22 protein-coding genes are annotated in these 22544 nt (G+C 70.8%); 6 read left to right on the top strand and 16 right to left on the bottom strand.

Features of this window, described 5'->3' with window-relative positions; translation table 11 throughout:
• Nucleotides 1-99: 99 nt before the first annotated feature.
• The 3 genes from AB0H78_RS22530 to rimP all read right to left on the bottom strand — a co-directional run bounded on the left by AB0H78_RS22530 (nucleotide 100) and on the right by rimP (nucleotide 1977).
• Entirely contained in the window at nucleotides 100-393 is a 294-nt protein-coding gene (locus AB0H78_RS22530) for a YlxR family protein (RefSeq protein ID WP_363236288.1), read from the bottom strand.
• 64 nt (nucleotides 394-457) lie between these two features.
• Nucleotides 458-1459: a transcription termination factor NusA gene (nusA, locus tag AB0H78_RS22525; RefSeq protein WP_363236287.1), complete on the bottom strand. Its 1002-nt coding sequence runs from the start codon at nucleotides 1457-1459 to the stop codon at nucleotides 458-460.
• Between the two features lie 2 nt (nucleotides 1460-1461).
• Entirely contained in the window at nucleotides 1462-1977 is a 516-nt protein-coding gene (gene rimP / locus AB0H78_RS22520; protein ID WP_363236286.1) for a ribosome maturation factor RimP, read from the bottom strand.
• Nucleotides 1978-2130: 153 nt separating this feature from the next.
• On the opposite strand from rimP, the gene AB0H78_RS22515 reads away from it, so the two are divergent.
• Genes AB0H78_RS22515 through AB0H78_RS22505 form a run of 3 tightly spaced genes read left to right on the top strand, consistent with a single transcriptional unit; the run spans nucleotide 2131 to nucleotide 3988 of the window.
• The gene (locus tag AB0H78_RS22515; protein ID WP_363236285.1) at nucleotides 2131-2631 is read left to right on the top strand and encodes a hypothetical protein; all 501 of its coding nucleotides are present in this window, start codon (nucleotides 2131-2133) and stop codon (nucleotides 2629-2631) included.
• Nucleotides 2631-3089, top strand: coding sequence for a ferritin-like domain-containing protein (locus AB0H78_RS22510; protein WP_363236284.1), 459 nt, complete (start codon nucleotides 2631-2633; stop codon nucleotides 3087-3089). The genes AB0H78_RS22515 and AB0H78_RS22510 overlap by 1 nt, the downstream gene beginning before the upstream one ends.
• Nucleotides 3086-3988, top strand: coding sequence for an aminoglycoside phosphotransferase family protein (locus AB0H78_RS22505; RefSeq protein WP_363236283.1), 903 nt, complete (start codon nucleotides 3086-3088; stop codon nucleotides 3986-3988). Before AB0H78_RS22510 ends, AB0H78_RS22505 begins: the two co-directional genes overlap by 4 nt.
• A 53-nt stretch (nucleotides 3989-4041) precedes the next feature.
• Here AB0H78_RS22505 and AB0H78_RS22500 read toward each other — a convergent pair whose 3' ends face one another.
• The 8 genes from AB0H78_RS22500 to AB0H78_RS22465 all read right to left on the bottom strand — a co-directional run bounded on the left by AB0H78_RS22500 (nucleotide 4042) and on the right by AB0H78_RS22465 (nucleotide 12830).
• Entirely contained in the window at nucleotides 4042-5736 is a 1695-nt protein-coding gene (locus AB0H78_RS22500) for a proline--tRNA ligase (protein WP_363236282.1), read from the bottom strand.
• 165 nt (nucleotides 5737-5901) lie between these two features.
• The gene (locus tag AB0H78_RS22495; protein ID WP_363236281.1) at nucleotides 5902-6441 is read right to left on the bottom strand and encodes a GNAT family N-acetyltransferase; all 540 of its coding nucleotides are present in this window, start codon (nucleotides 6439-6441) and stop codon (nucleotides 5902-5904) included.
• Nucleotides 6442-6467: 26 nt separating this feature from the next.
• Nucleotides 6468-7211 (bottom strand): DUF1684 domain-containing protein, encoded by a 744-nt coding sequence (locus AB0H78_RS22490; RefSeq protein ID WP_363236280.1) that lies wholly within the window; start codon nucleotides 7209-7211, stop codon nucleotides 6468-6470.
• Nucleotides 7212-7238: 27 nt separating this feature from the next.
• The gene (locus tag AB0H78_RS22485) at nucleotides 7239-8099 is read right to left on the bottom strand and encodes a GNAT family N-acetyltransferase (protein WP_363236279.1); all 861 of its coding nucleotides are present in this window, start codon (nucleotides 8097-8099) and stop codon (nucleotides 7239-7241) included.
• 85 nt (nucleotides 8100-8184) lie between these two features.
• Nucleotides 8185-9339: a flavodoxin-dependent (E)-4-hydroxy-3-methylbut-2-enyl-diphosphate synthase gene (ispG, locus tag AB0H78_RS22480; RefSeq protein WP_363236278.1), complete on the bottom strand. Its 1155-nt coding sequence runs from the start codon at nucleotides 9337-9339 to the stop codon at nucleotides 8185-8187.
• Nucleotides 9340-9502: 163 nt separating this feature from the next.
• Nucleotides 9503-10795, bottom strand: coding sequence for a site-2 protease family protein (locus AB0H78_RS22475; RefSeq protein ID WP_363236395.1), 1293 nt, complete (start codon nucleotides 10793-10795; stop codon nucleotides 9503-9505).
• Between the two features lie 8 nt (nucleotides 10796-10803).
• A complete protein-coding gene (gene dxr, locus AB0H78_RS22470) occupies nucleotides 10804-12063 on the bottom strand; it encodes a 1-deoxy-D-xylulose-5-phosphate reductoisomerase (protein WP_363236277.1) in 1260 nt (419 codons plus the stop codon).
• A gap of 35 nt (nucleotides 12064-12098) precedes the next feature.
• The gene (locus AB0H78_RS22465) at nucleotides 12099-12830 is read right to left on the bottom strand and encodes a hypothetical protein (protein WP_363236276.1); all 732 of its coding nucleotides are present in this window, start codon (nucleotides 12828-12830) and stop codon (nucleotides 12099-12101) included.
• Between the two features lie 80 nt (nucleotides 12831-12910).
• Here AB0H78_RS22465 and AB0H78_RS22460 point away from each other — a divergent pair, with 80 nt between their 5' ends.
• Nucleotides 12911-13306 (top strand): RidA family protein, encoded by a 396-nt coding sequence (locus tag AB0H78_RS22460; RefSeq protein WP_363236275.1) that lies wholly within the window; start codon nucleotides 12911-12913, stop codon nucleotides 13304-13306.
• Between the two features lie 34 nt (nucleotides 13307-13340).
• On the top strand, nucleotides 13341-13994 hold the full coding sequence (locus AB0H78_RS22455; RefSeq protein ID WP_363236274.1) for a helix-turn-helix domain-containing protein: 654 nt from the start codon (nucleotides 13341-13343) through the stop codon (nucleotides 13992-13994).
• On the opposite strand, the gene AB0H78_RS22450 is transcribed toward AB0H78_RS22455, so the two are convergent.
• Together AB0H78_RS22450 and AB0H78_RS22445 are read right to left on the bottom strand one after the other, a co-directional pair.
• A complete protein-coding gene (locus AB0H78_RS22450) occupies nucleotides 13963-15840 on the bottom strand; it encodes an AAA family ATPase (RefSeq protein WP_363236394.1) in 1878 nt (625 codons plus the stop codon). The genes AB0H78_RS22455 and AB0H78_RS22450 overlap by 32 nt on opposite strands.
• Before the next feature lie 122 nt (nucleotides 15841-15962).
• Nucleotides 15963-17195, bottom strand: a complete 1233-nt coding sequence (locus AB0H78_RS22445; protein WP_363236393.1) for an MFS transporter — start codon at nucleotides 17193-17195, stop codon at nucleotides 15963-15965.
• 121 nt (nucleotides 17196-17316) lie between these two features.
• Here AB0H78_RS22445 and AB0H78_RS22440 point away from each other — a divergent pair, with 121 nt between their 5' ends.
• Nucleotides 17317-17655: an ArsR family transcriptional regulator gene (locus tag AB0H78_RS22440; RefSeq protein ID WP_363236273.1), complete on the top strand. Its 339-nt coding sequence runs from the start codon at nucleotides 17317-17319 to the stop codon at nucleotides 17653-17655.
• Here the strand turns inward: AB0H78_RS22440 and aroA are convergent.
• The 3 genes from aroA to AB0H78_RS22425 all read right to left on the bottom strand — a co-directional run bounded on the left by aroA (nucleotide 17645) and on the right by AB0H78_RS22425 (nucleotide 22518).
• On the bottom strand, nucleotides 17645-18877 hold the full coding sequence (aroA, locus tag AB0H78_RS22435) for a 3-phosphoshikimate 1-carboxyvinyltransferase (RefSeq protein WP_363236272.1): 1233 nt from the start codon (nucleotides 18875-18877) through the stop codon (nucleotides 17645-17647). The genes AB0H78_RS22440 and aroA overlap by 11 nt on opposite strands.
• Before the next feature lie 71 nt (nucleotides 18878-18948).
• Complete coding sequence (locus AB0H78_RS22430; protein ID WP_363236271.1) at nucleotides 18949-20889, bottom strand: acyl-CoA dehydrogenase family protein; 1941 nt, start codon at nucleotides 20887-20889, stop codon at nucleotides 18949-18951.
• A gap of 180 nt (nucleotides 20890-21069) precedes the next feature.
• Nucleotides 21070-22518 (bottom strand): aldehyde dehydrogenase family protein, encoded by a 1449-nt coding sequence (locus tag AB0H78_RS22425; protein WP_363236270.1) that lies wholly within the window; start codon nucleotides 22516-22518, stop codon nucleotides 21070-21072.
• Nucleotides 22519-22544: the final 26 nt, after the last annotated feature.

Below are 22544 nucleotides of genomic sequence, written 5' to 3'. Positions count from 1 at the left end.
CGTACTCATCGCGTACTCATCGAGTGCTCATCGCAATCTCGACCTACTTCCAACTCGCGAGTGGTACCTGACCGCACGGGGACCCGTGCCGTTCTGTTCTTACGGTGTTGCCTCTGCGCCTGCACTGAGCTCGATGGACCGGCTCAATGTCTCGCTGTCGAGCGGCCCCTGGACCTTGAAGGCCCGGAGGAACGCCCGGCGGCGGACCGCCAGGTCGAGACAGACCGAGGCGGGGTGCAGATAAGCACCCCGGCCGGGCAGCGTACCGCGCGGATCAGGGACACATGTGCCCTCGACCGCGACGATGCGCAGCAGATCGCTCTTGGCCGCTCGCTCCCGGCATCCCACACAGGTTCGCTCAGGGCACGCGGGAGTATGCGTACGGCCAGACACGGTTAAGTCTACCTCCCCGTAACGACCTCACCCCTTTGGGGTAAGAATCGAACGGCTGTTGTGATCAGTCGCGGTCTGCGTCGGCCTCGGGCTGCTCGGTGTCCGAGCGGATGTCGATCCGCCAGCCGGTCAGCCGGGCGGCGAGCCTGGCGTTCTGGCCTTCCTTGCCGATGGCGAGCGACAGCTGGTAATCGGGGACGATGACCCGGGCCGAGCGCATGCCGAGGTCCACGATCTCGACCTTGCTGACGCGGGCCGGCGAGAGGGCGTTGGCGACCATCTCGGCCGGGTCGTCCGACCAGTCCACGATGTCGATCTTCTCGCCGAGCAGCTCGGCCATGACATTGCGCACACGGCTGCCCATCGGGCCGATGCAGGCGCCCTTGGGGTTGAGGCCGGAGCGCGTGGAGCGCACCGCCATCTTCGTGCGGTGGCCGGCCTCGCGGGCGATCGCCTCGATGACGACCGAGCCGTCGGCGATCTCCGGGACCTCCAGCGCGAAGAGCTTGCGCACCAGGTTCGGGTGGGTGCGCGAGAGCGTCACGGACGGACCGCGGACGCCCTTGGCGACCCGGACGACGTACGTACGCAGCCGCAGCCCGTGCGTGTACTCCTCGCCGGGGACCTGCTCCTGCACCGGCAGGATGGCCTCCAGCTTGCCGATGTCGACCAGGACGTTCTTGGGGTCCCTGCCCTGCTGCACGACGCCCGCGACGACATCGCCCTCGCGGCCCGCGTACTCGCCGAGCGTCAGATCGTCCTCGGCGTCGCGCAGCCGCTGCAGGATGACCTGCTTGGCGGTGGAGGCGGCGATGCGGCCGAAGTCGCCCGGGGTGTCGTCGAACTCCTTGGGCTCCTGGCCCTCTTCGAGGTCCGACGGGTCCTCCTTCGCCCAGACCGTCACATGACCGTTCTCACGGTCGAGGCTGACGCGCGCGTGACGGCGGGCTCCCTCGGTGCGGTGGTACGCGATGAGGAGGGCCGACTCGATCGCCTCGGCCAGCTGGTCGAAGGAAATCTCCTTCTCCTTCGCCAAGCCCTTCAGAAGCTTTACGTCGATGTCCATGGCTACGCCTCCTCTTCCTTCTCGTCGTTCGTGTCGTTCATGTCTTTGCGGTTGAATTCCAGCTCGACGCGCGCCTTGTCGATCTCCGTGAAGGCGACGCGGCGGGCGGTGGGCTTGCGCCCCTTCACGCCCGGCACCTCGAGGTCGAGGCCCTCGTCGTCCACCTTCAGGACGCGCGCGACGATCTCGGCGCCGTCGGTCAGCTTCAGCTTGGCGAGGCGGCCGGTGTTGCGTACGTAGTGGCGGTGCTCGGTCAGCGGGCGGTCTGCACCCGGCGAGCTCACTTCGAGGACGTACTCGCCCTCACCCATGACATCGCTCTCGTCGAGCTTCGCGGAGATCTCACGACTCAGCTCGGCGCAGGTGTCCAGCTCGACGCCCTCTTCGGAATCCACGATGACGCGCAGCGTGCCGCGGCGGCCGGCCCGGGACACCTCGATCTCTTCCAGATCCAGGTCCTTGGCGGCGACGAGCGGTTCCAGCAGCCCGCGCAGCCTCTCGCTCTGGGTGGTGCTCATCCGGGTGACTCCTCGGCCGCGTCTGCTGTTGTGGGTTTGTCGCGTGTCAGGTCAAAGGGTATCCGGTCCCGGGGGGTGTTGCCGTCCCTCGGTCCCGGGCCCGCGGGTACGCTCGCCTGCGGTGATCACTTCGAGGGGCCGAGGGAGACACACGTGCCGCGCACGGGGACCACACGCAGGCGTGCGCTGATCGTCACGGGGGCGGGGCTGCTGGCAGCCGGATGCTCCTCGGAGAAACCGGCGAGGACCGCGCCCAAGGCCGCTCCGGCCGCCGATCCCGAGACCGTACTGAGGAACCGTTCCGCCGCCACGAGCCGGACGCTGCTCGGAAGCTACGACGCCGTGCTCGCCCGGCACCCGGCCACGGCGCTGCTGCTGCGGCCGCTGCGCGATGCGGTCGCGGCGCATGTGAAGGCGCTGGCGCCCGCTGCCGCCCGGTCTGCGGCCCCTTCTGCGAGCCCGGCGCCCTCCGCACCCACTGTCCCCGCCGACCGCGCGGCCGCCGTGAAGGCCCTCGTCGCCGCCGAACGCCGTACCGCCGATGCCCACAGCGCCTCGCTGGAGGGCGCGCCCCCCGAGCTGGCGCGGCTGCTGGCCTCGGTGGCGGCCGCGGGCGCCGTGCACGCCTACCTGCTGACCGAGGGGAACCGCTGATGAGCGCTCTGGACGCGGCACAGGCCGCGCTGGCCGCCGAACATGCCGCCGTGTACGGATACGGGGTCGTCGGCGGCCGGGTCCGCGAGGGACGGCGCGAGGAGGCCAGGGACGCGTACGCCGCGCACCGCTCCCGGCGCGACGGCCTGGTGCGCACCGTGCGCGACCTGGGCGGGATCCCGGTGGCGGCCGATGCCGCCTACGCGCTGCCGTATCCGGTGACGGGCCCGGACACCGCGGTGCGTCTGGCCGCCGTGCTGGAGGACCGGGTCGCGGACGTCTACTCGGACCTCGTACGGGCCGCGGACGGGCCGCTGCGACGGGAGGCCGCCGGCGCGCTGAGGGAGTCCGCGGTGCGGGCGGTGCGGTGGCGGGGCGGCGGGAGCGTAGCCTTTCCTGGGCTCGTGGAGCGCGCCGTGACGACCAAGACCGCCGATGAGGGAACACCGCAGGTATGACTTTCGAACCGCCGCAGCGGCTGATGAACGCGCTCGGCGAGGCGCACGACGAGCAAGCGGACCAGTGGCTCAAGGACCTGCCGCAGCTCGTCCAACAGGCTGCGCTGCGGCGCGAGTTGACGGTCGAGCGGATCCAGATGCCCGGTGGACGCAGCAGTCTGGTGGCCTTGGTACGGCAGCCCGACGGCACCCCGGCCACGCTGAAGCTCGCACCCCAGCGGGGACGGCCCGAACCGGAACGCGCGGCTCTCACCCACTGGAACGGCTTCGGGGCGGTACAGCTCCTCGGCCCCGACACGGGCGACGGCGCGCTGCTCCTGGAGCGGCTGCGCCCCGAGGTCTCGGTGCGTTCCCTGCCCGAGTCGAGGGCTCTGCTGGAGGCGGCGGGGACGCTGCGCCGCCTGTGGATCGAGCCTCCGCCCGGCCGCAACTGCGAGACGGTCACGGAGCGCACGGGCCGGCAGTCCGCCGCCATGCGCGCATCGGTGGCCGCGTTCCCCGAGACCGCGCCGCTGGTCGACGCGGCGGTCGCGATCCGCGACGAACTCGTGGTGCTGCCCCCGGAGACCAGGCTGCTGCACGGCACGTTCCGCCAGAGCAAGGTGCTGTCCGCCGAGCGGATGCCCTGGCTGGCGATCGGCCCCGACCCCGTGGTCGGCGAGACCGCCTTCGACCTGGCCCGTCTCGTACGCGACCGGGTCGAGGACCTGATCGCGTCGTCGACCGGCGCATCGACCACCCGCCGCCGGGTGAAGAAGCTGGCCGAGTCACTGGAAGTGGACCAGGAACGGCTGCGCGGCTGGACCCTCTTCCGGGCCGTGGAGTCCGGGGTACGGGCGCTGCGCGTGGGGCGCCCCAAGGACGCGGAACTGCTGCTGGAGTTCGCCGGCTGGCTCTGAGCGAGCCGGCTGTCCCGGGGTGAGCTCGCCGCCCACCCCGGGAGATCGACGCGTCAGCCTACGAGGCGGGCGATCGCTTCCTCGACCGTGAGCTCTTCGCGCTCGCCCGTGCGGCGGTCCTGGAGCTCGACAACGCCCTCGGACGAGCGGCGGCCCGTCACCAGGATCTGCGGGACGCCGATCAGCTCCGCATCCTTGAGCTTCACGCCCGGGGAGACTCCTGCGCGGTCGTCGACCAGGACCCGTACGCCCGCGGCATTCAGCTTCTCGGAGACGTCCAGGGCCAGCTCCGTCTGGAGCGCCTTGCCCGCCGCGACGACGTGCACGTCCGCCGGGGCGATCTCCTTGGGCCAGGACAGGCCCTTGTCGTCGGCGGTCTGCTCGGCGAGGGCGGCGACGGCGCGCGAGACGCCGATGCCGTACGAGCCCATGGTCACGCGGACCGGCTTGCCCTGCTGGCCGAGCACGTCGAGCTGGAAGGTGTCCGCGTACTTGCGGCCCAGCTGGAAGATGTGGCCGATCTCGATCGCGCGGTCCAGCGTGAGGCCCGTGCCGCACTTGGGGCAGGGGTCGCCCGCCTCGACCACGACGACGTCGAGGTAGTCGTCGACCTCGAAGTCACGGCCCGCGACGACGTTCTTCGCGTGCGTGCCGGGCTTGTTGGCGCCGGTGATCCAGGCGGTGCCGGCCGCGACGCGCGGGTCGGCGATGTAGCGGACCTTGTCCAGGCCCTGGGGGCCGACGTAGCCGCGTACGAGATCGGTACGGCCTTCGAAGTCCTCGGCCGTCACCAGCTCCACGACCGCCGGGGCCAGGTGCTCGCCCAGCTTGCCGAGGTCGACCTCGCGGTCGCCCGGGACGCCGACGGCGACGATCTCGCCGTCGACCTTCACCAGGAGGTTCTTGAGCGTCGCGGAGGCCGGGACGCCGAGGTGGGCCGCGAGGGTCTCGATGGTGGGGGTGTCGGGGGTGTCCAGCTCCTCGACCGCGCCGGGGGCGTCGGCCGGGGCGACGGCGACCTTGTAGGCGACGGCCTCGGTGTTGGCCGCGTAGTCGCAGTTCGGGCAGTCGGCGAAGGTGTCCTCGCCGGCCGCGGCGGGGGCCAGGAACTCCTCGGAGGCCGAGCCGCCCATGGCGCCGGAGACGGCGGAGACGATGCGGTGGTCCAGGCCGAGACGGTTGAAGATCTTGATGTACGCGGCGCGGTGCAGGGCGTACGACTCGGCGAGGCCCTCGTCCGTGGTGTCGAAGGAGTACGAGTCCTTCATCTGGAACTCACGGCCGCGCAGCACGCCGGAACGGGGACGCGCCTCGTCGCGGTACTTCGTCTGGATCTGGTAGAGCATCACCGGCAGGTCCTTGTAGGACGAGCACTGGTCCTTGACCGTCTGCGTGAAGATCTCTTCGTGCGTCGGGCCGAGCAGGTAGTCCGCACCCTTGCGGTCCTTGAGGCGGAAGAGCAGGTCGCCGTACTCCTCCCAGCGGCCCGACGCCTCGTACGCCTCCTTGGGCAGGAGGGCGGGGAGGAGGACCTCCTGGGCGCCGATGGCGTCCATCTCTTCCCGTACGACGCGGGTGATGTTGTCCAGGACCTTCTTGCCCAGCGGCAGCCAGGTCCAGATGCCGGCCGCGTTGCGGCGGACGTACCCGGCGCGCACCAGCAGCTTGTGGCTGAGCGTCTCGGCGTCCGCCGGGTCGTCGCGCAGTGTCTTGACCATCAACTTGGACATGCGCTGGACCTGGGCCATGGTGACAACTCCTGCTTGCGGATCGGTGCTGTGTCTTCCCGGGGGACAGCCCCCGGACCCCCGGCCGGACAAACGGGCCGGGCCGCTGGCCGGGGCCGCCCTGGCAGGGCAGCGTCCTGGTGACACCAGGAGATTAGCCGGGGGCCGGGCGGCGGCGGAAATCGGTTATGCGCGGCGGAGCGGGAGGGGGGCTCCCATGACGGCGTACGGGAGCGCCGCCGACGGGAAGTGGACCTGCTCGGCCAGGTCCGCGTAGCCCAGGGTCCGGTACAGCTTGCGGGCCGGGCTCTCGGTGTCGATCGCGGAGAGGATCGAGCGCGGCTGCTCGGCGCCGTCGGTGATCGCGGTGATCAGGCGGCGGCCGATGCCGCGGCCCTGGAAGCCGGGGTGGACGTGCAGTTCGGTGATGACGAAGGAGTTGTCGAGCCAGCCCTCGGAGCCGGTGTTGCTCAGGTAGGGCTCGACGACGGTGGACCACCAGTGGGTGCGGTCGTTGGGCATTCCGTAGACGAAACCGACGAGTCGGTCGTCGAGGGTGGTCGCGCCGAGCGCGCGGGCACCGGGGTTGAGGAGGTGCCGCAGCACGATGTGGCGGCGTACGCCGATCTCGTCGGCGCTGAGCCCGAAGGCGAGGGCCTGCACGGCGAGCGCCTCGTCCACACGCTCGGAGAGGTTGACCGGACCGACCACGACGTCATCCACCATGCCCGGCACCCTACGACAGGCTGGACTCAGTACGCCTTGAAGCCGTCGCGGAAGACCGGGAGCTTTTCGCCGGCCTCGACGGGCAGGTGGAATCGGTTCTGCCGGGGTGGCATCGGGCAGTTGTACTGGATCGAGAAGCCGCACGGCGGCACGAAGGCGCGGTTGAAGTCGAGGACGACCCGGCTGCTGCCCTCCTCGTGCGGGACGAAGAGGAAGCGTCCGGCGCCGTACGTGGAGACGCCGTTGGTGGGGTCGCCGAAGACGAGGAGCAGGGTCCCGTCGTCGTCGAAGGCGCTGAGGGTGTACGGGGCTCCGTCCACGGTGAGGGTGATGTCGCCGGGGACGGCGAGTTCGCGGGTGCCGCCGTTGTCGCGGATGTGCTCGAAGGCGACCCTGCGGGCGTCGGCGACGGGGGTGTAGTCGGCCTCGATGACCCACTCCGGGTCGTACGGGAAGACGTCGGTGCGCTCGAAGTGCTCGATGGCCGGGGACTTCGCGTCCCAGAAGCGCAGGGCGAACTCGGGCTCGCCGGTGGTGATGTCGGTGCGCTCGACGGTGGTGACCGTCACACTCTCCGGCTGCCCTTCGAGGGCTGCGGCAAGGTCGGGGCGCTCGCCCGCGGGCAGCCAGCGGGTCTCCACGAGGGCGAGGTTGCCCGTGGGTGCGGTGAGCGAGCGGAGGCGCTCGGCCTGCCACTTCTCCCAGGCCGCGACGGCGGGGTCGGCGGGATCGGCGGGATCGGCGGGATCGGCGGGGGACTTTTCAGCCATGACGTACTCGCTTACCTCGGTGGTGCTTCAGAACAGGACACTCATGAACGCGCCGGTCTCACGGAAGCCGACCCGGCGGTAGGAGGCGCGGGCGGCGGTGTTGAAGTCGTTGACGTACAGGCTGACGATCGGGGCGACATCGGCGAGCGCGTAGTTCAGCACGGCCGCCATGCCGGTCTCGGAGAGCCCGCGGCCGCGGAACTCGGGGGCGACCCAGACGCCCTGGATCTGGCAGGCCCGTACGGTGGCCGCGCCGATCTCCGCCTTGAAGACGACCCGGCCGTCCTCGATACGGGCGAACGAGCGGCCCGCGCCGACCAGTTCGGCCACCCTCGCCTGGTAGAGCAGCCCTCCGTCGCCGGCGAGCGGGGAGACGCCGACCTCCTCGGTGAACATGGCGACGCAGGCCGGCATGATCACCTCCATCTCGTCCTTGCGGATGCGGCGGACCAGCGGATCGGGCCTGACGTCGGGCGACGGCTGTTCGGTGACCATCAGCGGCTGATGGGGGCGGACGTCGCGGGCGGGGCCCCAGCTGGGCTCCAGGAGCTTCCAGAGGAGTGCGGTGGGCTCGGCGGGGCCGACGATGGAGGAGCAGCGGCGGCCGCTGCGGCGGGCCCGGTCGGCGAAGGCGCGGACGGCCTCGGGGGTGGCGCAGATGGGGACGAGGTTGGCGCCCGAGTAGCAGAGGGAGCGGAGCCGTCCGCCCTCGTACCAGCCCCACATCTCACCGCCGAGCCGCCAGGGGTCGAGGCCCGCGACCTGGACGCGGGAGGTCACGAAGGCGTTGGCGACGGGGTCGCTGTACAGAATGGCCAGCGCGGCGTCGAGGTCGCTGGGTTCGAGGACCCGGGTGGCGGTATGCGTCAACACAAGGGGCCTCACCATACGGTCTGCTGATCTCCGCACTGTACCTGGCGCGTCTGAGCCCCGCCCGGGGTACCGGACGGGGCTCGGACAGCTGCGTTTCGTGTCAGCTGATCGAGACTTCCGGCTCGCCGCTGGGGATGCCGTCCTTCTCCATCTGCTCGGCGATCTTGAGCGCCTCTTCGATGAGGGTCTCGACGATCTTCGACTCGGGGACGGTCTTGATGATCTCGCCCTTGACGAAGATCTGGCCCTTGCCGTTGCCGGACGCGACACCGAGGTCGGCCTCGCGGGCCTCGCCGGGGCCGTTGACGACGCAGCCCATGACGGCGACGCGCAGCGGCACCTCCATGCCTTCGAGTCCGGCGCTGACCTGGTCGGCCAGCTTGTAGACGTCGACCTGGGCGCGGCCGCAGGAGGGGCAGGAGACGATCTCCAGGCGGCGCTGCTTGAGGTTGAGCGACTCCAGGATCTGGAGACCGACCTTGACCTCTTCGGCGGGCGGCGCGGAGAGCGAGACGCGGATGGTGTCGCCGATGCCCTCGGAGAGCAGGGCGCCGAAGGCGACCGCGGACTTGATGGTGCCCTGGAAGGCGGGGCCGGCCTCGGTGACGCCCAGGTGCAGGGGGTAGTCGCAGGCGGCGGCCAGCTGGCGGTAGGCGTTGACCATGACGACCGGGTCGTTGTGCTTGACCGAGATCTTGATGTCGCCGAAGCCGTGCTCCTCGAAGAGGGACGCCTCCCAGAGGGCGGACTCCACGAGAGCCTCGGGCGTGGCCTTGCCGTACTTCTTGAGCAGGCGGGCGTCGAGGGAGCCGGCGTTGACGCCGATACGGATCGGGGTGCCGGAGTCGCGCGCCGCGTGCGCGATCTCCTTGACCTTGTCGTCGAACTGCTTGATGTTGCCCGGGTTGACCCGGACCGCGGCGCAGCCGGCGTCGATCGCGGCGAAGACGTACTTCGGCTGGAAGTGGATGTCCGCGATGACCGGGATATTCGACTTCGAGGCGATCGTCTTGAGCGCGTCCGCGTCGTCCTGGGTCGGGCAGGCGACCCGGACGATCTGGCAGCCGGAGGCCGTCAGTTCGGCGATCTGCTGCAGCGTCGCCCCGATGTCGGAGGTACGCGTCGTGGTCATGGACTGCACGGAGACGGGAGCGTCACCGCCGACGGCGACCGTGCCGACCTGGATCTTGCGGCTGACCCGTCGTTCGGCGAGCTTGGTCGGAACGGCCGGCATTCCGAGAGAAATCGCAGTCATGCGGTGTGCATCCCCAAGGTGTGGATCGAGGTCCCGAGATCAGCGGGCTTCGGCTTCCGAGATTACGTCACCTGCGGCCACATCAGCGCACCGCGGTGCGTAATCCGCCCATACGTGAACGGCCGGACACAAAGTGTGCCCGGCCGTCCCCAAATGTTCTTTCCTAGGTGATTTTGACGGGGTTGACGATGTCCGCCACGAGCACCAGGAGGGTGAAGCAGATGAAGACCCCGGCGACGACATAGGCGACCGGCATGAGCTTCGCCACGTCGAAGGGGCCCGGGTCGGGGCGCTTGAAGACGCGGGCGAGGTTGCGGCGCAGCGCCTCCCACAGGGCTCCCGCGATGTGCCCGCCGTCGAGCGGCAGGAGCGGCAGCATGTTGAAGAGGAACAGCGAGAGGTTGAAGCCCGCGATCAGGAACAGGGCCATGGAGATCTGCTGCGAGGCCGGGATGTCCAGCTGGAAGATCTCGCCGCCGACGCGGGCGGCGCCGACCACGCCCACCGGGGAGTCCGCCTCGCGCGGGCCGTCTCCGAAGGCCGCGTCCCACAGGGCGGGAATCTTGGCCGGGAGGTGGTAGATGGAGTCGACCGCGTCGGACATGCGGTCGCCCATCCATGCGACGGACTGCCCGAAGTCCTGCCTGACGATGCCGGTGGCCGCACTGAAGCCGAGGAAGCCCGCGTCCACGTACTCACCGGCGACGGCCTGGCCGCTGGAGTCCTTCTTCGCCACCTGGTTCGTGGCGATCTTCGCGTGCAGGGTCTTCTGCTCGCCGCCCCGGTCGACGACGATCGCGACGGTCTTGCCGGGGTTGGCGCGGATCTGGTCGGAGAGGACGTTCCACTCGGCGGTCTTCACACCGTTGAACGAGAGGATCTTGTCGCCCGCCCGCAGTCCGGCGGCGGCGGCCGGGGACGGTGCGTCGGACGCCTTGCACTCGGTACGGGCGTCACTGACCTTGATGACGCACTTCGAGACCGAGCTGACCGCGGTGGTCTGCTGCGAGATGCCGAAGCCCATGAGGACGGTGAGGAAGAGCCCGATCGCGAGGATCAGGTTCATGAAGGGGCCCGCGAACATCACGATGACGCGTTTCCAGGGCTTACGGGTGTAGAAGAGGCGCGTCTCGTCGCCGGGCTGCAGTTCCTCGAAGGCCGCCGAGCGGGCGTCCTCGACCATGGAGCGGAACGGCGACGTCGAGCGCGACTCGATCTTTCCGTCCGGGCCCGGCGGGAACATGCCGATCATGCGGATGTAGCCGCCGGCGGGGATCGCCTTGATGCCGTACTCCGTGTCGCCCTTCTTGCGCGACCAGATCGTCGGGCCGAAGCCCACCATGTACTGCGGCACCCTGATGCCGAACAGCTTCGCCGTCGACAGATGCCCCAGCTCGTGCCAGGCGATCGACACGAGCAGGCCGACCGCGAAGACGACAACGCCGAGGATCATCATCAAGGTGGTCATGCGCGAGCCTCCGCTGTGGCCTTCTGGGCGAGTTCACGAGCCCGGGCGCGTGCCCAGGTCTCCGCTTCCAAGACGTCCGCGACCGTCAGGGAAGTTCCCGAGGTGGGGTTTCCGTGTTCCGTCACGACGGCCGTGACCGTGTCCATGATGCCCGTGAAGGGAAGCCGTCCGGCCAGGAACGCCTCCACGCACTCCTCGTTCGCCGCATTGAAGACCGCCGGCGCGGTGCCGCCCAGGCCACCGACGTGGCGGGCGAGCCCGACCGAGGGGAAGGCCTCGGTGTCCAGGGGGAAGAACTCCCAGCTCGACGCCTTCGTCCAGTCGAAGGCGGGGGCCGCGTCCCGTACGCGCTCGGGCCAGCCGATGCCGATCGCGATCGGGCCGCGCATGTCGGGCGGGGTGGCCTGGGCGAGGGTCGAGCCGTCGGTGAACTCGACCATGGAGTGCACGTAGGACTGCGGGTGGACGACGACCTCGATGCGGTCGAAGGGGATGTCGTAGAGGAGGTGCGCCTCGATGACCTCCAGGCCCTTGTTGACCAGCGTGGCCGAATTCACCGTGATCACCGGGCCCATCGCCCAGGTCGGGTGGGCGAGTGCGTCCTCGACCCGGACGTCCGCCAGCTCGGCCTTCGTACGGCCGCGGAAGGGTCCGCCGGACGCGGTGACGATCAGCTTCCGTACGTCGGAGCGCTTGCCTCCGGCCAGGGACTGGAAGAGCGCGGCGTGTTCGGAGTCGACCGGGATGATCTGGCCGGGCGCGGCCAGGGCCTTCACCAGGGGGCCGCCGACGATCAGCGACTCCTTGTTGGCGAGGGCGAGGGTGCGGCCCGCTTCGAGGGCGGCGAGCGTGGGGGCGAGGCCGATCGATCCGGTGATCCCGTTGAGGACGGTGTGGCAGTCGGAGGCCGCGAGGTGGGTGGCGGCCTCGGGGCCCGCGAGGATCTCGGGAAGCGGATCGTTTCCGTACTGCGCGCGCAACGCCTCGCGCAGGGCGGGCACGGCGTCCTCGCGGGCGACGGCGACGGTGCGTACGCGCAGCTGGCGCGCCTGCTCGGCGAGGAGAGCGACCTTGCCGCCCGCGGCGGAGAGTGCGGTGACGCGGAAGCGGTCTGGGTTGCGGAGGACCAGGTCGATGGCCTGGGTGCCGATGGACCCGGTCGAGCCGAGGACGACGATGTCCCGGCTCCCTTCGGACGCGTCGAAGGCGATGTGCGGGTCGGCGAGGGGGGCAGGGCTGTCGCTCATGGCCCCCATTCTTGCCGTATCGGCTGTGCGGAATGACAGGGGCGTCAGTTCTTGGCCGCCTGGAATTTCTTCCACTGGGTGTCGATGACGGCCTGGGGCACTCCCCCGATGTCCTTGGGGAGGACGGTCGAGGCGCGGAAGGAGAGGGTGGTGGAGCCCGAGCGGACGACGGTCAGATAGCGGTGGAGCTCGATCTTTCCCTTGACGTCGAGGACCGTGAAGCGGAAGGCCTTCGCCTCGTCGCCGACGGCCGGGGCCTTGAGGGTCTCGACCTTGAGGTACTTGCCCTTGGCGACGGCCCGGTCCTCGGTGAAGCCGGCCGCGCAGGCCGTGCCGGCCTTGGTCAGTGCCTGCATGACGCGGGCCGCGTTCCCGTCGGCGTACGTGCGCAGCTGCACGTCGATGGTCGCGCCGAGGATCTCGGCGGGTTTGAGCAGGGTGCGGTTGACCTCGGCGCTGGGCGCGCGGTACCGGTCGGTGCCCTCTTTGAGGCTGACGAGCGGCTGGCAGGTGTCCGGCTCGGCGGTGTAGTCGTCGCTGAACGGCCCGTCGAGGCCGGGGTCCAAGGCGGTGTACGGACCGACTGCCTCGCCCTCGGTGAGCGATGCGGCGGTGAGCCGGGCCTTGGTGAGCGCGGCGGGGGCGGGGGCGCTTCTGGTCGCGGACGGCTTGGCGTCGGCCTTGTCGTCGCCGCTGCCGCAGGCCGCCAGGGCTGCCGCTCCGAGGACGGTCACGAGTGCGGCGGCCGCCGTGCGACCTCTCCGTTGGTGCTGCATGGTCTGGCTCCCCGCCCCTGGACTCTGATCAACTGGCGCCTGTCAATGCCCGATTGTAGAGATCGACACGAGGAGGTCCGGTGGAGCACTATCTGCGCCCCGAGGGGACGCCGCCGGTCAACGGCTACAGCCATGCGGTCGCGTTCAGCGGGACCACGGTCGCGGTCTCCGGCCAGGTGCCGGTGGATACGGAGGGGCGGATCGTGGGCGAGGGCGATCCCGAGGGGCAGATACGGCAGGTGTTCGTGAATCTGCGGACCGTGCTGGCTGCGGCGGGCGCGGAGCTCGCCGACGTGGCCAAACTGACCGTGTTCCTGACGGACTTGGCCGACCTGGGTGCGTTTCGCGCCGTGCGGGACGAGTTCATCGACGTCGAACGGCCGCCCGCGTGCTCGCTGGTGCAGGTGGTGGGGCTGGTCCATCCGGCGTTCCGCGTGGAGATCGACGCACTGGCCGTGGTGCCGACGCAGGCGTGACCCGGTTACAAACGTTCCCGTATATCGTGGGTCCATGAGTGAATCCGCCGGTCTGCGCGAACGCAAGAAGGACCGCACCCGACAGCTCCTCTCCGACACCGCGATCGAGATGTTCCTGGCGGAGAGCTTCGATCGGGTCGGGGTGTCCGAGATCGCGGCCGCCGCGGAGGTTTCCAAGCCGACGCTCTTTCGCTACTTCGCCTCCAAGGAGGACCTCGTCCTCCACCGGTTCGCCGATCACCGGGGCGAGTCCGCCGGCGTCGTACGGGACCGCGAGGCCGGACTGTCGCCGCTTCAGGCGCTGCACCGGCATTTCCGTGCGGGGCTCGATGCGCACGACCCGGTGACCGGTCTCTGCGACCACCCTCAGGTACTGGCCTTCCACCGGCTCGTCTTCGACACCCCGAGCCTGGCCGCCCGGGTCGCGGAGTACGCCGCGGCGGACACCGAGGCGCTGGCAGGGGCGCTGGGCGAGGCACTGGGCGAGACGGACACCGCCGCTTCCAGTCGACTGGCCCATGCGCTGGTGGCCTCGCAGTTCATCGTCGTACGGCAGGCGCTCGCCCGGCAGAACTGGGCCGAACTCGCGGGCGGCCGCAGCGCGCAGGAGGTGCACGCCGAGGCCGTCGCCGCCGCCGAGCTGGCGTTCTCGCTGCTCAGCGGCGGGGCATCCAGTCAAGGCTACTGAGAATGTCGAGCCTGGACACCGCCCGGGTCAGGGCGACGTAGAGCCGGTTGAGGCCCCGGGTCTCCGCCGCGATGATGTCGGCCGGTTCGGCGACGATCACGTGGTCGTACTCCAGGCCCTTGACCATCGACACCGGCATCACGGTCAACCGATCGCCTTCCAGGGGCAGTTCCGCGTCCCGCAGCGCTGCCGTCACGCTCCCCTGCAGCGCGTCGGGGACCAGTACGCCGATCGACCCTTCGTGGCCGAGCGCCTCCCGCGCCGCCTCGACCACCGCCTTCTCCAGGTCGGTGACGTCGACGGCGCGCAGTCGGCCGTCGGTGCGGAAGGAGCGGGTCGCGGGTACGTCCACGTCCAGCTCGGTCAGGAGCCTGTTGGACAGCTCCACCACCGCGGCCGGCACCCGGAATCCGGTGGTCAGGGCGATCACCTGCGCCTGCGGCTTGCCCAGGAGGTCCAGTTGGCCGGTCCAGTCGCGGGCCGACCAGGGCGCGGTGCCCTGCGCCAGGTCGCCGAGGACGGTGAGCGAGCCGTGCTCGCTGCGGCGGGCGACCGCCCTGCACTGCATGGGCGACAGGTCCTGCGCCTCGTCGATGATCACGTGTCCGTATCCGGCGGGCCGCTCGATGAGTCCCGACAGTTCGTCGAGGAGCACGGCGTCGGCCGCCGTCCACTTCGCGCTCTTGCAGGACCGCGGCCGCTTCGCCCAGCGGAGGGCGGCCAGCTCCTGCGGCGGATTGCCGAGCAGCTCGAACAGCACCTGTTCCGGTGAGACGGTCGGCCAGACCGCATCGAGGAAGGCCGTGACGCCACGGCCCGTCCGCTGCACCCAGGCGGCGTTGACCGGTCGGCTGCGCCGCTCCGCCTGCAGTTGCATCAGCGCCACGATCCGGGAGCGGACGCGCTCGCGGCCGACGCTGTACGGGATCGCCGCCCGCGCGGTGTCGTCGACGATCCGGCGCAGCTCGTCCTCGTCCACGCGCCAGACGAACGAGCCGTCCCGTACGGCAACGGGCTCGGTCGGCCTGGCGATCCGGCCGTACAGCGCGGTGCGCAGCACCTTGGCCATGCCCGCCCCGTGCTTGATGACGGCGGCCTCTTCGCTGTCGGTGCCCAGGACGGGGCCGCGCGCCAACAGTTCCTCCACCGTGGTCTGCTCGACGTCGACCTCGCCGAGCGCGGGCAGGACGGCCGCGATGTACCCGAGGAAGGCGCGGTTCGGCCCGAGCACCAACACCCTTGCGCGCTGCAGCCGTTGACGGTGGGTGAAGAGGAGGTAGGCCGCCCGATGCAGTCCGACCGCGGTCTTTCCGGTGCCTGGTGCGCCCTGTACGCAGATCGACTCCTCGAGGCGGGCGCGGACCAGGTCGTCCTGCTCGGGCTGGATGGTGGCGACGATGTCGCGCATCGGTCCGACCCTGGGCCGCTCGATCTCGGCCGCCAGGAACGCGCTGCCGGTCTCCGCGCCGCTCGCCAGGCGCTCGTCCTCGAAGCCGGTGAGCTCCGTGCCCGCGCTCGACCAGCCGAAGCGGCGGCGCACCGCGACTCCCTGCGGATCACGCCCGCTCGCCTGGTAGAAGACCTTGGAGACCGGCGCCCGCCAGTCGATGACCACCGGCAGTGCGCCTGTGCTGTCGCCCGAGATGTGCCGCCGGCCGATGTGGTGGCTGCGGCCCTGGTGCTCCCCGGAGTCGAAGTCCAGGCGCCCGAAGAACGGCGGTCCGTCGGGCTCCTCGCTCATCTCCTTGGCCAGGCTCTTCAGATACCGGCCGAGCCGCTCGGCGCCGAAGCGGTCGGCCGACACGGTCTCGCCCGCGATGACGTTCTCGTGGGCCCCGTCCAGCATCCGCTGCAGACCTGCCCTGCACCGCTCGACGTGCGCGCGCTCCTGGTCCAGTTCCTTCACGCAGCCCCCTTGGCTCTCCGTCACTACAAATTTAACCGAGTTACGAATTTAACTTGGTTAGATTAACTCGTGTGAATGGATCGCCGCAACCCCCCGAGGGCGGCAACCGCCCCCAGCGCGGCCAGGGTGGCGAGCAGCACGGCGAAGACCGTCGCCCCCACGGTCAGCCCCACCGCGTCACTGAGGTAGCCGGCCGCCACCGGGAGCACGCCCGCCGGCAGGTAACCGCCCATGTTCATGGCCGAGTTGGCCTCGGCGAGACGGTGGGCGGGGACCTCGGCGTTCAGCAGCGTCAGGCCTCCCAGTTGGCCCGCGCCCTGGCCCGCGCCGGCCAGGATCGCGGCGGCGACCAGCAGGGTGGGCGAGTCGGTGCGTACGGCCGCCGCCAGCGTCAGCATGGCCACGGCGGTGCTCGTCGCGCCGGCGAGCAGGATGGAGTGGATCCGCAGCCCGCGCACCGCGAACTGCACGGCGGTCGCGGCGAGGAACATCACGAAGGCCGTCGCCCCGGCCACCATCCCACTCTCCGTACCGAGCAGGGCGGAGAGGAGCGAGGGGCCGAGCGAGAGGACGAAGGAGGTCGCGGTGATGCCGGGGGCGAACACCGCGATGGCGAGGGCGAGTTGACGGCGGCTGGGGCGCGGGACCGAAGGGAGGCGGATCCAGGAGGCCGGGGCCGGGGCCGGGGCATGGGCGCGGTCCGGCCGGCGTACCGGCATCCGTACGGCGACCAGGAGCGCCGAGACCAGCAGGACCGCCTCCACCGCGAAGACCGTCACCGTCGGGGCCGGGGCGAGTTCGGAGAGGGCGCCCGCGAGCAGCGGTCCGAGGCCCGCACCCAACACCATCGCGCAGGAAGCGAGCAGGGCGGCAAGCCGCTTGCGGTCGGGGCCCGCCACGTCCGTCACGGCCGCCATGCCCGCCGAGACCGCAGCGCCCACAGCGATGCCGGTGAGCAGGCGTGCCGCGATCAGCGCCGCGACCGAGTCCGCGGTGGCGAAGATTCCGCAGGCCAGAAGGGCGAGCGCGAGGGCGGGCAGCAGGACCGGCTTGCGGCCGACGCGGTCGGAGAGGACGCCCGAGACGAGGAGCGAGGCGATCAGGCCCGCGATATAGCAGGCGAAGACGACCGTCAGCGTGCCCCGGGAGAATCCGATCCGGTCCTGCCAGATGCCGTAGAGCGGGGTGGCCGCGTTGGAGAGGACGAAGACCGCGGACACCGGCCAGGCCGCGAGCCAGATCCACCAGCGGGGAGCCGGGGGTGGCGGGCCAAGGCTGGCGGTCCTGGGCGGTATCTGGGCATGCCGGACAGACGTCACGGGGGTCTCCCTCACCGAGCTTCAGTACGAGTTTTCTCGAACCTAGCATGCAGTACGATTCGAGTCGTACTGATGCACTCGACGAGGGAGACCCCCCGTGACATCCGCCGCCCTCCCCGAGCCGCTGCCCGAACCGGCACGCGCCGAACTGCGCCTGGAGACCGTCATGGGCGCGCTCAGCGATCCGCTCCGGCTCGACATCATCCGCAAACTCCTGCTGGAATCACCGGAGTCGGACCGCAGCTGCGGGTGGTTCGGGATCGACCGGCCCAAGTCCACGCTGACCCATCACTTCAAGGCGCTGCGCGAGGCAGGGGTGACGAGGCAGCGGCAGTACGGGCTCGAACGGCGCAGCCAGGTGCGGACCGACGACCTCAACGCCCGTTTCCCCGGGCTGCTCGACCTGGTCGCGGAGTGGACGCCGCCTACGCGGTAGCGGTGAACTCCGCGAAGGCCTCGTGGAATCCGGGGAACGTCTTCCGCACGCAGCCCGGGTCGTCGAAGGTGATGCCCGGGGTGCGCAGGCCCGTCACCGCGAAGGACATCACGATGCGGTGGTCCCCGTGGGTGGCGATCCGGGCCGGGCGGGGCGTGCCGGGGCGGATCTCGATCCAGTCCGGTCCCGTGGCGACCTCGATGCCGAGCGCGCGCAGATTGTCGGCGCAGGCCTCCAGACGGTCGCACTCCTTGACGCGGGTGTTGCCGACGTCCTCGATCCGTACGGGGCCCGTCGCGTACGGAGCGATCGCCGCCAGCGTCGGCATCGTGTCGGAGATGTCGCGCATGTTGACCGTGAGGCCGGAGAGGAGGTCCGGTCCCGTGACGGTGGTGCCGTCGGCGGTCGTTCGGACGTCCGCACCCATGCGGGCGAGGACCTCGACGAAGCCCAGGTCGCCCTGAAGAGCGTCGACTCCGAGGCCCGGGACGGTGACCGAACGGCCGGGCGTGAGGGCCGCCGTCGCGAAGAAGTAGCTCGCCGTGGAGGCGTCGGGCTCGATGGCGTACGTGGTCGCGCGGTAGCCGGTGGGCGGGACCGTGAAGACGTTCCCCTCGCGGGTGGGCCGTGCGCCGAAGGTGCGCATCATCGCGAGCGTGATCTCGATGTACGGGGCCGAGACCAGGTCAGTGACGGTGATGCGCAGGCCCTCGGCGGTGAGCGGGCCGAGGAGGAGCAGCGCGGTCAGGTACTGGGACGACTGGCCCGCGTCCAGGGTGAGTTCGCCGCCCTTGATGCCGTGCGCGGCGATGCGCAGGGGGTGGTGCCCCTCGGCCCCCTCGTGGGTCAGGTCGACGCCGAGCTCCTGGAGCGCGCGGGTGAGCGGGGCCAGCGGGCGGCGGCGCATCTGGGCGGAGGCGTCGAAGCGGTACGTACCGTGGCCGGCGGCGGCAAGGGTCGGCAAGAAGCGGGCGGTGGTGGCACCGTCACGGCAGTACACGTCCGCCTCGGTGGTCGCCGGGCCTGCGGGGCGGCCCTGGATGCGCCAGGCGCCGGGGGCGCGCTCGACGTCGTACCCAAGGCGGATCAGCCCCTCGGCGAACCCCTCCGTGTCGTCGGAGACGAGGGGGCGCAGCAGGGTGGTGGTGCCCTCGGCCGCCGCTGCGAGGAAGAGGGCGCGGGCGGTCACGGACTTGGAGCCGGGGATCTCGATGACGGTCACGGACCGGATTGTGCCGTGCCGGAAGCCGGTGTGCCGGGGCGGTCCGGACCGTGGAACGCCCCGGCGGGAGATCAGCGGATCGGGCGGTGGACGTTGTCCTTCTTCGCCGGGCCCGGGGTCGCGTCCGCGATCCAGGGGCCTTCGCCCGAGGGGTCGACGATGCCCTGTTCCAGCCAGGTGTACGTACCCGACAGGACGCCCGTGACGACCTTGTGGTCCAGGTCGTCGGTGTTCGTCCACAGGCGGGCGAAGAGTTCGTCGGTGCGGATGCGGGACTGGCGGCAGAAAGCGTCGGCCAGTTGGTACGCCTCGCGGCCGTACTCCTCGGTGGTGCGCAGGAGTTCGGCGCGTACGCAGGCGGCGCTCATCGCGAAGAGCTCCGCGCCGATGTCCACGATGCGGCCGAGGAAGCCCTGTTTGGTCTCCATGCGGCCCTGCCAGCGGGACATCGCGTAGAAGGTGGAGCGGGCGAGCTTGCGGGCCGAGCGTTCCACGTAGCGCAGGTGCGGGGAGAGGTCGGGGTGGCCCGGTGGGTTGAATTCGGCGTACGAGCGCGGGAGTTGGCCCGCGCCCGCGACCAGTTTCGGAAGCCAGCGGGCGTAGAAGGCGCCTGCCTGGGCGCCCGCTTTCGCCTTCTCGGAGAGGTTCTTGTCCGGGTCGATCAGGTCACCCGCGACCTTGAGGTGGGCGTCGACCGCCTCGCGGGCGATCAGCAGGTGCATGATCTCCGTCGAGCCCTCGAAGATGCGGTTGATGCGCATGTCGCGCAGCACCTGCTCGGCAGGAACCGCGCGTTCGCCGCGGGCCGCGAGGGAGTCGGCTGTCTCGAAGCCGCGTCCGCCCCGGATCTGGACCAGTTCGTCCGCCATCAGCCAGCCCATCTCCGAGCCGTACAGCTTGGCCAGGGCCGCTTCGATGCGGATGTCGTTGCGGTCCTCGTCCGCCATCTGCGAGGAGAGGTCGAGGACTGCTTCGAGCGCGAAGGTGGTCGCCGCGATGAAGGAGATCTTCGCGCCGACGGCCTCGTGGTGGGCGACCGGCTTGCCCCACTGTTCCCGTACCGACGACCATTCGCGGGCGATCTTCAGGCACCACTTGCCGGCTCCTACGCACATCGCGGGGAGCGAGAGGCGGCCGGTGTTGAGCGTGGTGAGGGCGATCTTGAGGCCCGCACCCTCCGGGCCGATGCGGTTGGCGGCGGGGACGCGCACCTGGTGGAAGCGGGTGACGCCGTTCTCCAGGCCGCGCAGGCCCATGAAGGCGTTGCGGTGCTCGACGGTGACGCCCGGGGAGTCCGCCTCGACGACGAAGGCGGTGATGCCGCCCTTGGACGTCTCGGACCTGGGGACGCGGGCCATGACGACCAGCAGGTCGGCGACGACGCCGTTGGTCGTCCAGAGCTTTACGCCGTCGAGGATGTACGCATCCCCGTCGGGGACCGCCGTCGTCGCCAGACGCGCGGGGTCGGAGCCGACGTCCGGTTCGGTGAGGAGGAAGGCCGAGATGGCCGTACTGGCCAGGCGCGGCAGGAAGGCGTCCTTCTGGGCCTGGGTGCCGAAGAGCTTGAGCGGCTGGGGGACGCCGATCGACTGGTGCGCGGAGAGCAGGGCGCCGATGGAGGGGCTGGCCGAACCGGCAAGCGCGAGCGCCTTGTTGTAGTACACCTGCGTCAGTCCGAGACCGCCGTACTTGGTGTCGATCTTCATGCCGAGCGCGCCGAGCTCCTTGAGCCCGTTGATCGTCTCGTCCGGGATGCGCGCCTCGCGCTCGATCAGCGCACTGTCGACCTTCGTCTCGCAGAAGACGCGCAGCTTCGCGAGGAAGTCCTCGCCGCGCTGTGCGTCGTCGGCGGCCGGGAGCGGATGCGGGTGGATGAGGTCGAGCCGGAAGCGGCCCAGGAAGAGCTCCTTGGCGAAACTCGGCTTGCGCCAGTCCTGTTCGCGGGCGGCCTCGGCGACTTGGCGGGCCTCGCGCTCGGTGACCTTGGGCTGCCTGTCGTGTGGTGCGGTCATGAGGGTGCTCCTCACCGCGGGGTGTCGGGTGGACGCACCTACCCGTTACCGAGCGGTGCTACTCGTCCGTAGTACCCGATTCCCGGCGAACCGACCAGCCCTCGCGCGCCTTTGGGGTACGCGAAGGACGGCCGGAGCCCCCGCACAGTGGACTCCGGCCGTCCTTCGCGTACGTACGTCCTACAGCGCGAGGCCGGTGAAGACCATGACGCGCTCGTACGTGTAGTCCGCCATCGCGAACGCGACGCCCTCGCGGCCCACGCCGGACTGCTTGGCGCCGCCGTAAGGCATCTGGTCCGCGCGGTACGACGGGACGTCGCCGACGATCACGCCGCCGACCTCCAGCGCACTGTGGGCGCGGAACGCCGTCTGCAGGTCGTGGGTGAACACCCCTGCCTGCAGGCCGTACTTGGAGTCGTTGACGGCCGCGAAGGCCTCCGCCTCGCCGTCGACCTTCCGTACGGAGAGGACCGGTCCGAAGACCTCCTCGGTGGCGATCGTGGTGCCCTCAGGGAGGTCCGCGAGAACGGTCGGCGCGTACGCGGCGCCGTCGCGCTTGCCGCCCGTGAGCAGCTGGGCGCCGGCCTTGACCGCCTCGTCGACCCAGGACTCGACACGCACGGCCGCTGCCTCGCTGACGAGGGGGCCGACGTCGGTGGCCGCGTCGGACGGGTCGCCCGTGACCTGGGCCTCGACGGCCGCGACGATCTTCGGGACGAGGCGGTCGTAGACGGTGGCGTCCGCGATCACGCGCTGCACGGAGATGCAGGACTGGCCGCCCTGGTAGTTCGAGAAGGTCGCGATACGGGTCGCGGCCCAGTCGAGGTCCTCCTCGGAGGCCCAGTCGGCCAGGACCACGGCCGCGCCGTTGCCGCCGAGTTCGAGGGTGACGTGCTTGCGCGGGACCGAATCCATGATCGCGAAACCGACGGTCTCGGAGCCGGTGAAGGAGATGACCGGCAGGCGCTCGTCCTGGACGAGGGCGGGCATCTTGTCGTTGGCGACCGGGAGGATCGACCAGGAGCCGGCCGGGAGGTCCGTCTCGGCGAGGAGGTCACCGAGGATGAGGCCCGAAAGGGGCGTCGCCGGGGCCGGCTTGAGGATGATCGGGGCGCCGACGGCGATCGCCGGGGCGATCTTGTGGGCGCAGAGGTTCAGCGGGAAGTTGAAGGGCGCGATGCCCAGGACCGTGCCGCGCGGGAAGCGGCGGGTCAGGGCGAGACGGCCCACGCCGCCGGCGTCGGTGTCCAGGCGCTGGGCGTCGCCGCCGTTGTAGCGGCGGGCCTCCTCGGCGGCGAACCGGAAGACGGAGACCGCGCGGCCGACCTCGCCGCGGGCCCACTTGACCGGCTTGCCGTTCTCGGCGGAGATCAGCTGGGCGATCTCCTCGGTGCGCTCGACCAGGCGGCGCGAGACGTGGTCGAGCGCGGCGGCGCGCACGTGCGCGGGGGTCGCGGCGAACTCGCCCTGTACGGCGTGGGCGGCGGCCACCGCCTCCTCGACCTGGGCGTCGGTCGGCACGGCGACCGTGCCGACGAGCCGGCCGTCCCAGGGGGAGGTGACGTCGAAGGTGTCCTCGCCGGTGGCCTGGCGGCCGGCGAGCCAGAAGGAGGCGTGGGTGGAAGTCATGGTTCCCACCGTAGGGGCGGGGTGCG

It is taken from the genome of Streptomyces sp. NPDC050738, from assembly GCF_040654175.1.
GTDB lineage: Bacteria > Actinomycetota > Actinomycetes > Streptomycetales > Streptomycetaceae > Streptomyces.
This window is presented reverse-complemented; position numbering and strand designations above follow the sequence as displayed.

What these genes read in the sequence shown, in the direction of transcription:
- AB0H78_RS22425 (WP_363236270.1), bottom strand. Translation starts at nt 22,518, where the DNA reads ATGACTTCCACCCACGCCTCCTTCTGGCTCGCCGGCCGCCAGGCCACC.
- AB0H78_RS22485 (WP_363236279.1), bottom strand. Translation starts at nt 8,099, where the DNA reads ATGGTGAGGCCCCTTGTGTTGACGCATACCGCCACCCGGGTCCTCGAA.
- ispG (WP_363236278.1), bottom strand. Translation starts at nt 9,339, where the DNA reads ATGACTGCGATTTCTCTCGGAATGCCGGCCGTTCCGACCAAGCTCGCC.
- AB0H78_RS22510 (WP_363236284.1), top strand. Translation starts at nt 2,631, where the DNA reads ATGAGCGCTCTGGACGCGGCACAGGCCGCGCTGGCCGCCGAACATGCC.
- AB0H78_RS22450 (WP_363236394.1), bottom strand. Translation starts at nt 15,840, where the DNA reads ATGCTGGACGGGGCCCACGAGAACGTCATCGCGGGCGAGACCGTGTCG.
- AB0H78_RS22495 (WP_363236281.1), bottom strand. Translation starts at nt 6,441, where the DNA reads ATGGTGGATGACGTCGTGGTCGGTCCGGTCAACCTCTCCGAGCGTGTG.
- nusA (WP_363236287.1), bottom strand. Translation starts at nt 1,459, where the DNA reads ATGGACATCGACGTAAAGCTTCTGAAGGGCTTGGCGAAGGAGAAGGAG.
- AB0H78_RS22475 (WP_363236395.1), bottom strand. Translation starts at nt 10,795, where the DNA reads ATGATGATCCTCGGCGTTGTCGTCTTCGCGGTCGGCCTGCTCGTGTCG.
- AB0H78_RS22500 (WP_363236282.1), bottom strand. Translation starts at nt 5,736, where the DNA reads ATGGCCCAGGTCCAGCGCATGTCCAAGTTGATGGTCAAGACACTGCGC.
- dxr (WP_363236277.1), bottom strand. Translation starts at nt 12,063, where the DNA reads ATGGGGGCCATGAGCGACAGCCCTGCCCCCCTCGCCGACCCGCACATC.
- AB0H78_RS22430 (WP_363236271.1), bottom strand. Translation starts at nt 20,889, where the DNA reads ATGACCGCACCACACGACAGGCAGCCCAAGGTCACCGAGCGCGAGGCC.
- AB0H78_RS22455 (WP_363236274.1), top strand. Translation starts at nt 13,341, where the DNA reads ATGAGTGAATCCGCCGGTCTGCGCGAACGCAAGAAGGACCGCACCCGA.
- AB0H78_RS22505 (WP_363236283.1), top strand. Translation starts at nt 3,086, where the DNA reads ATGACTTTCGAACCGCCGCAGCGGCTGATGAACGCGCTCGGCGAGGCG.
- rimP (WP_363236286.1), bottom strand. Translation starts at nt 1,977, where the DNA reads ATGAGCACCACCCAGAGCGAGAGGCTGCGCGGGCTGCTGGAACCGCTC.
- AB0H78_RS22465 (WP_363236276.1), bottom strand. Translation starts at nt 12,830, where the DNA reads ATGCAGCACCAACGGAGAGGTCGCACGGCGGCCGCCGCACTCGTGACC.
- AB0H78_RS22490 (WP_363236280.1), bottom strand. Translation starts at nt 7,211, where the DNA reads ATGGCTGAAAAGTCCCCCGCCGATCCCGCCGATCCCGCCGATCCCGCC.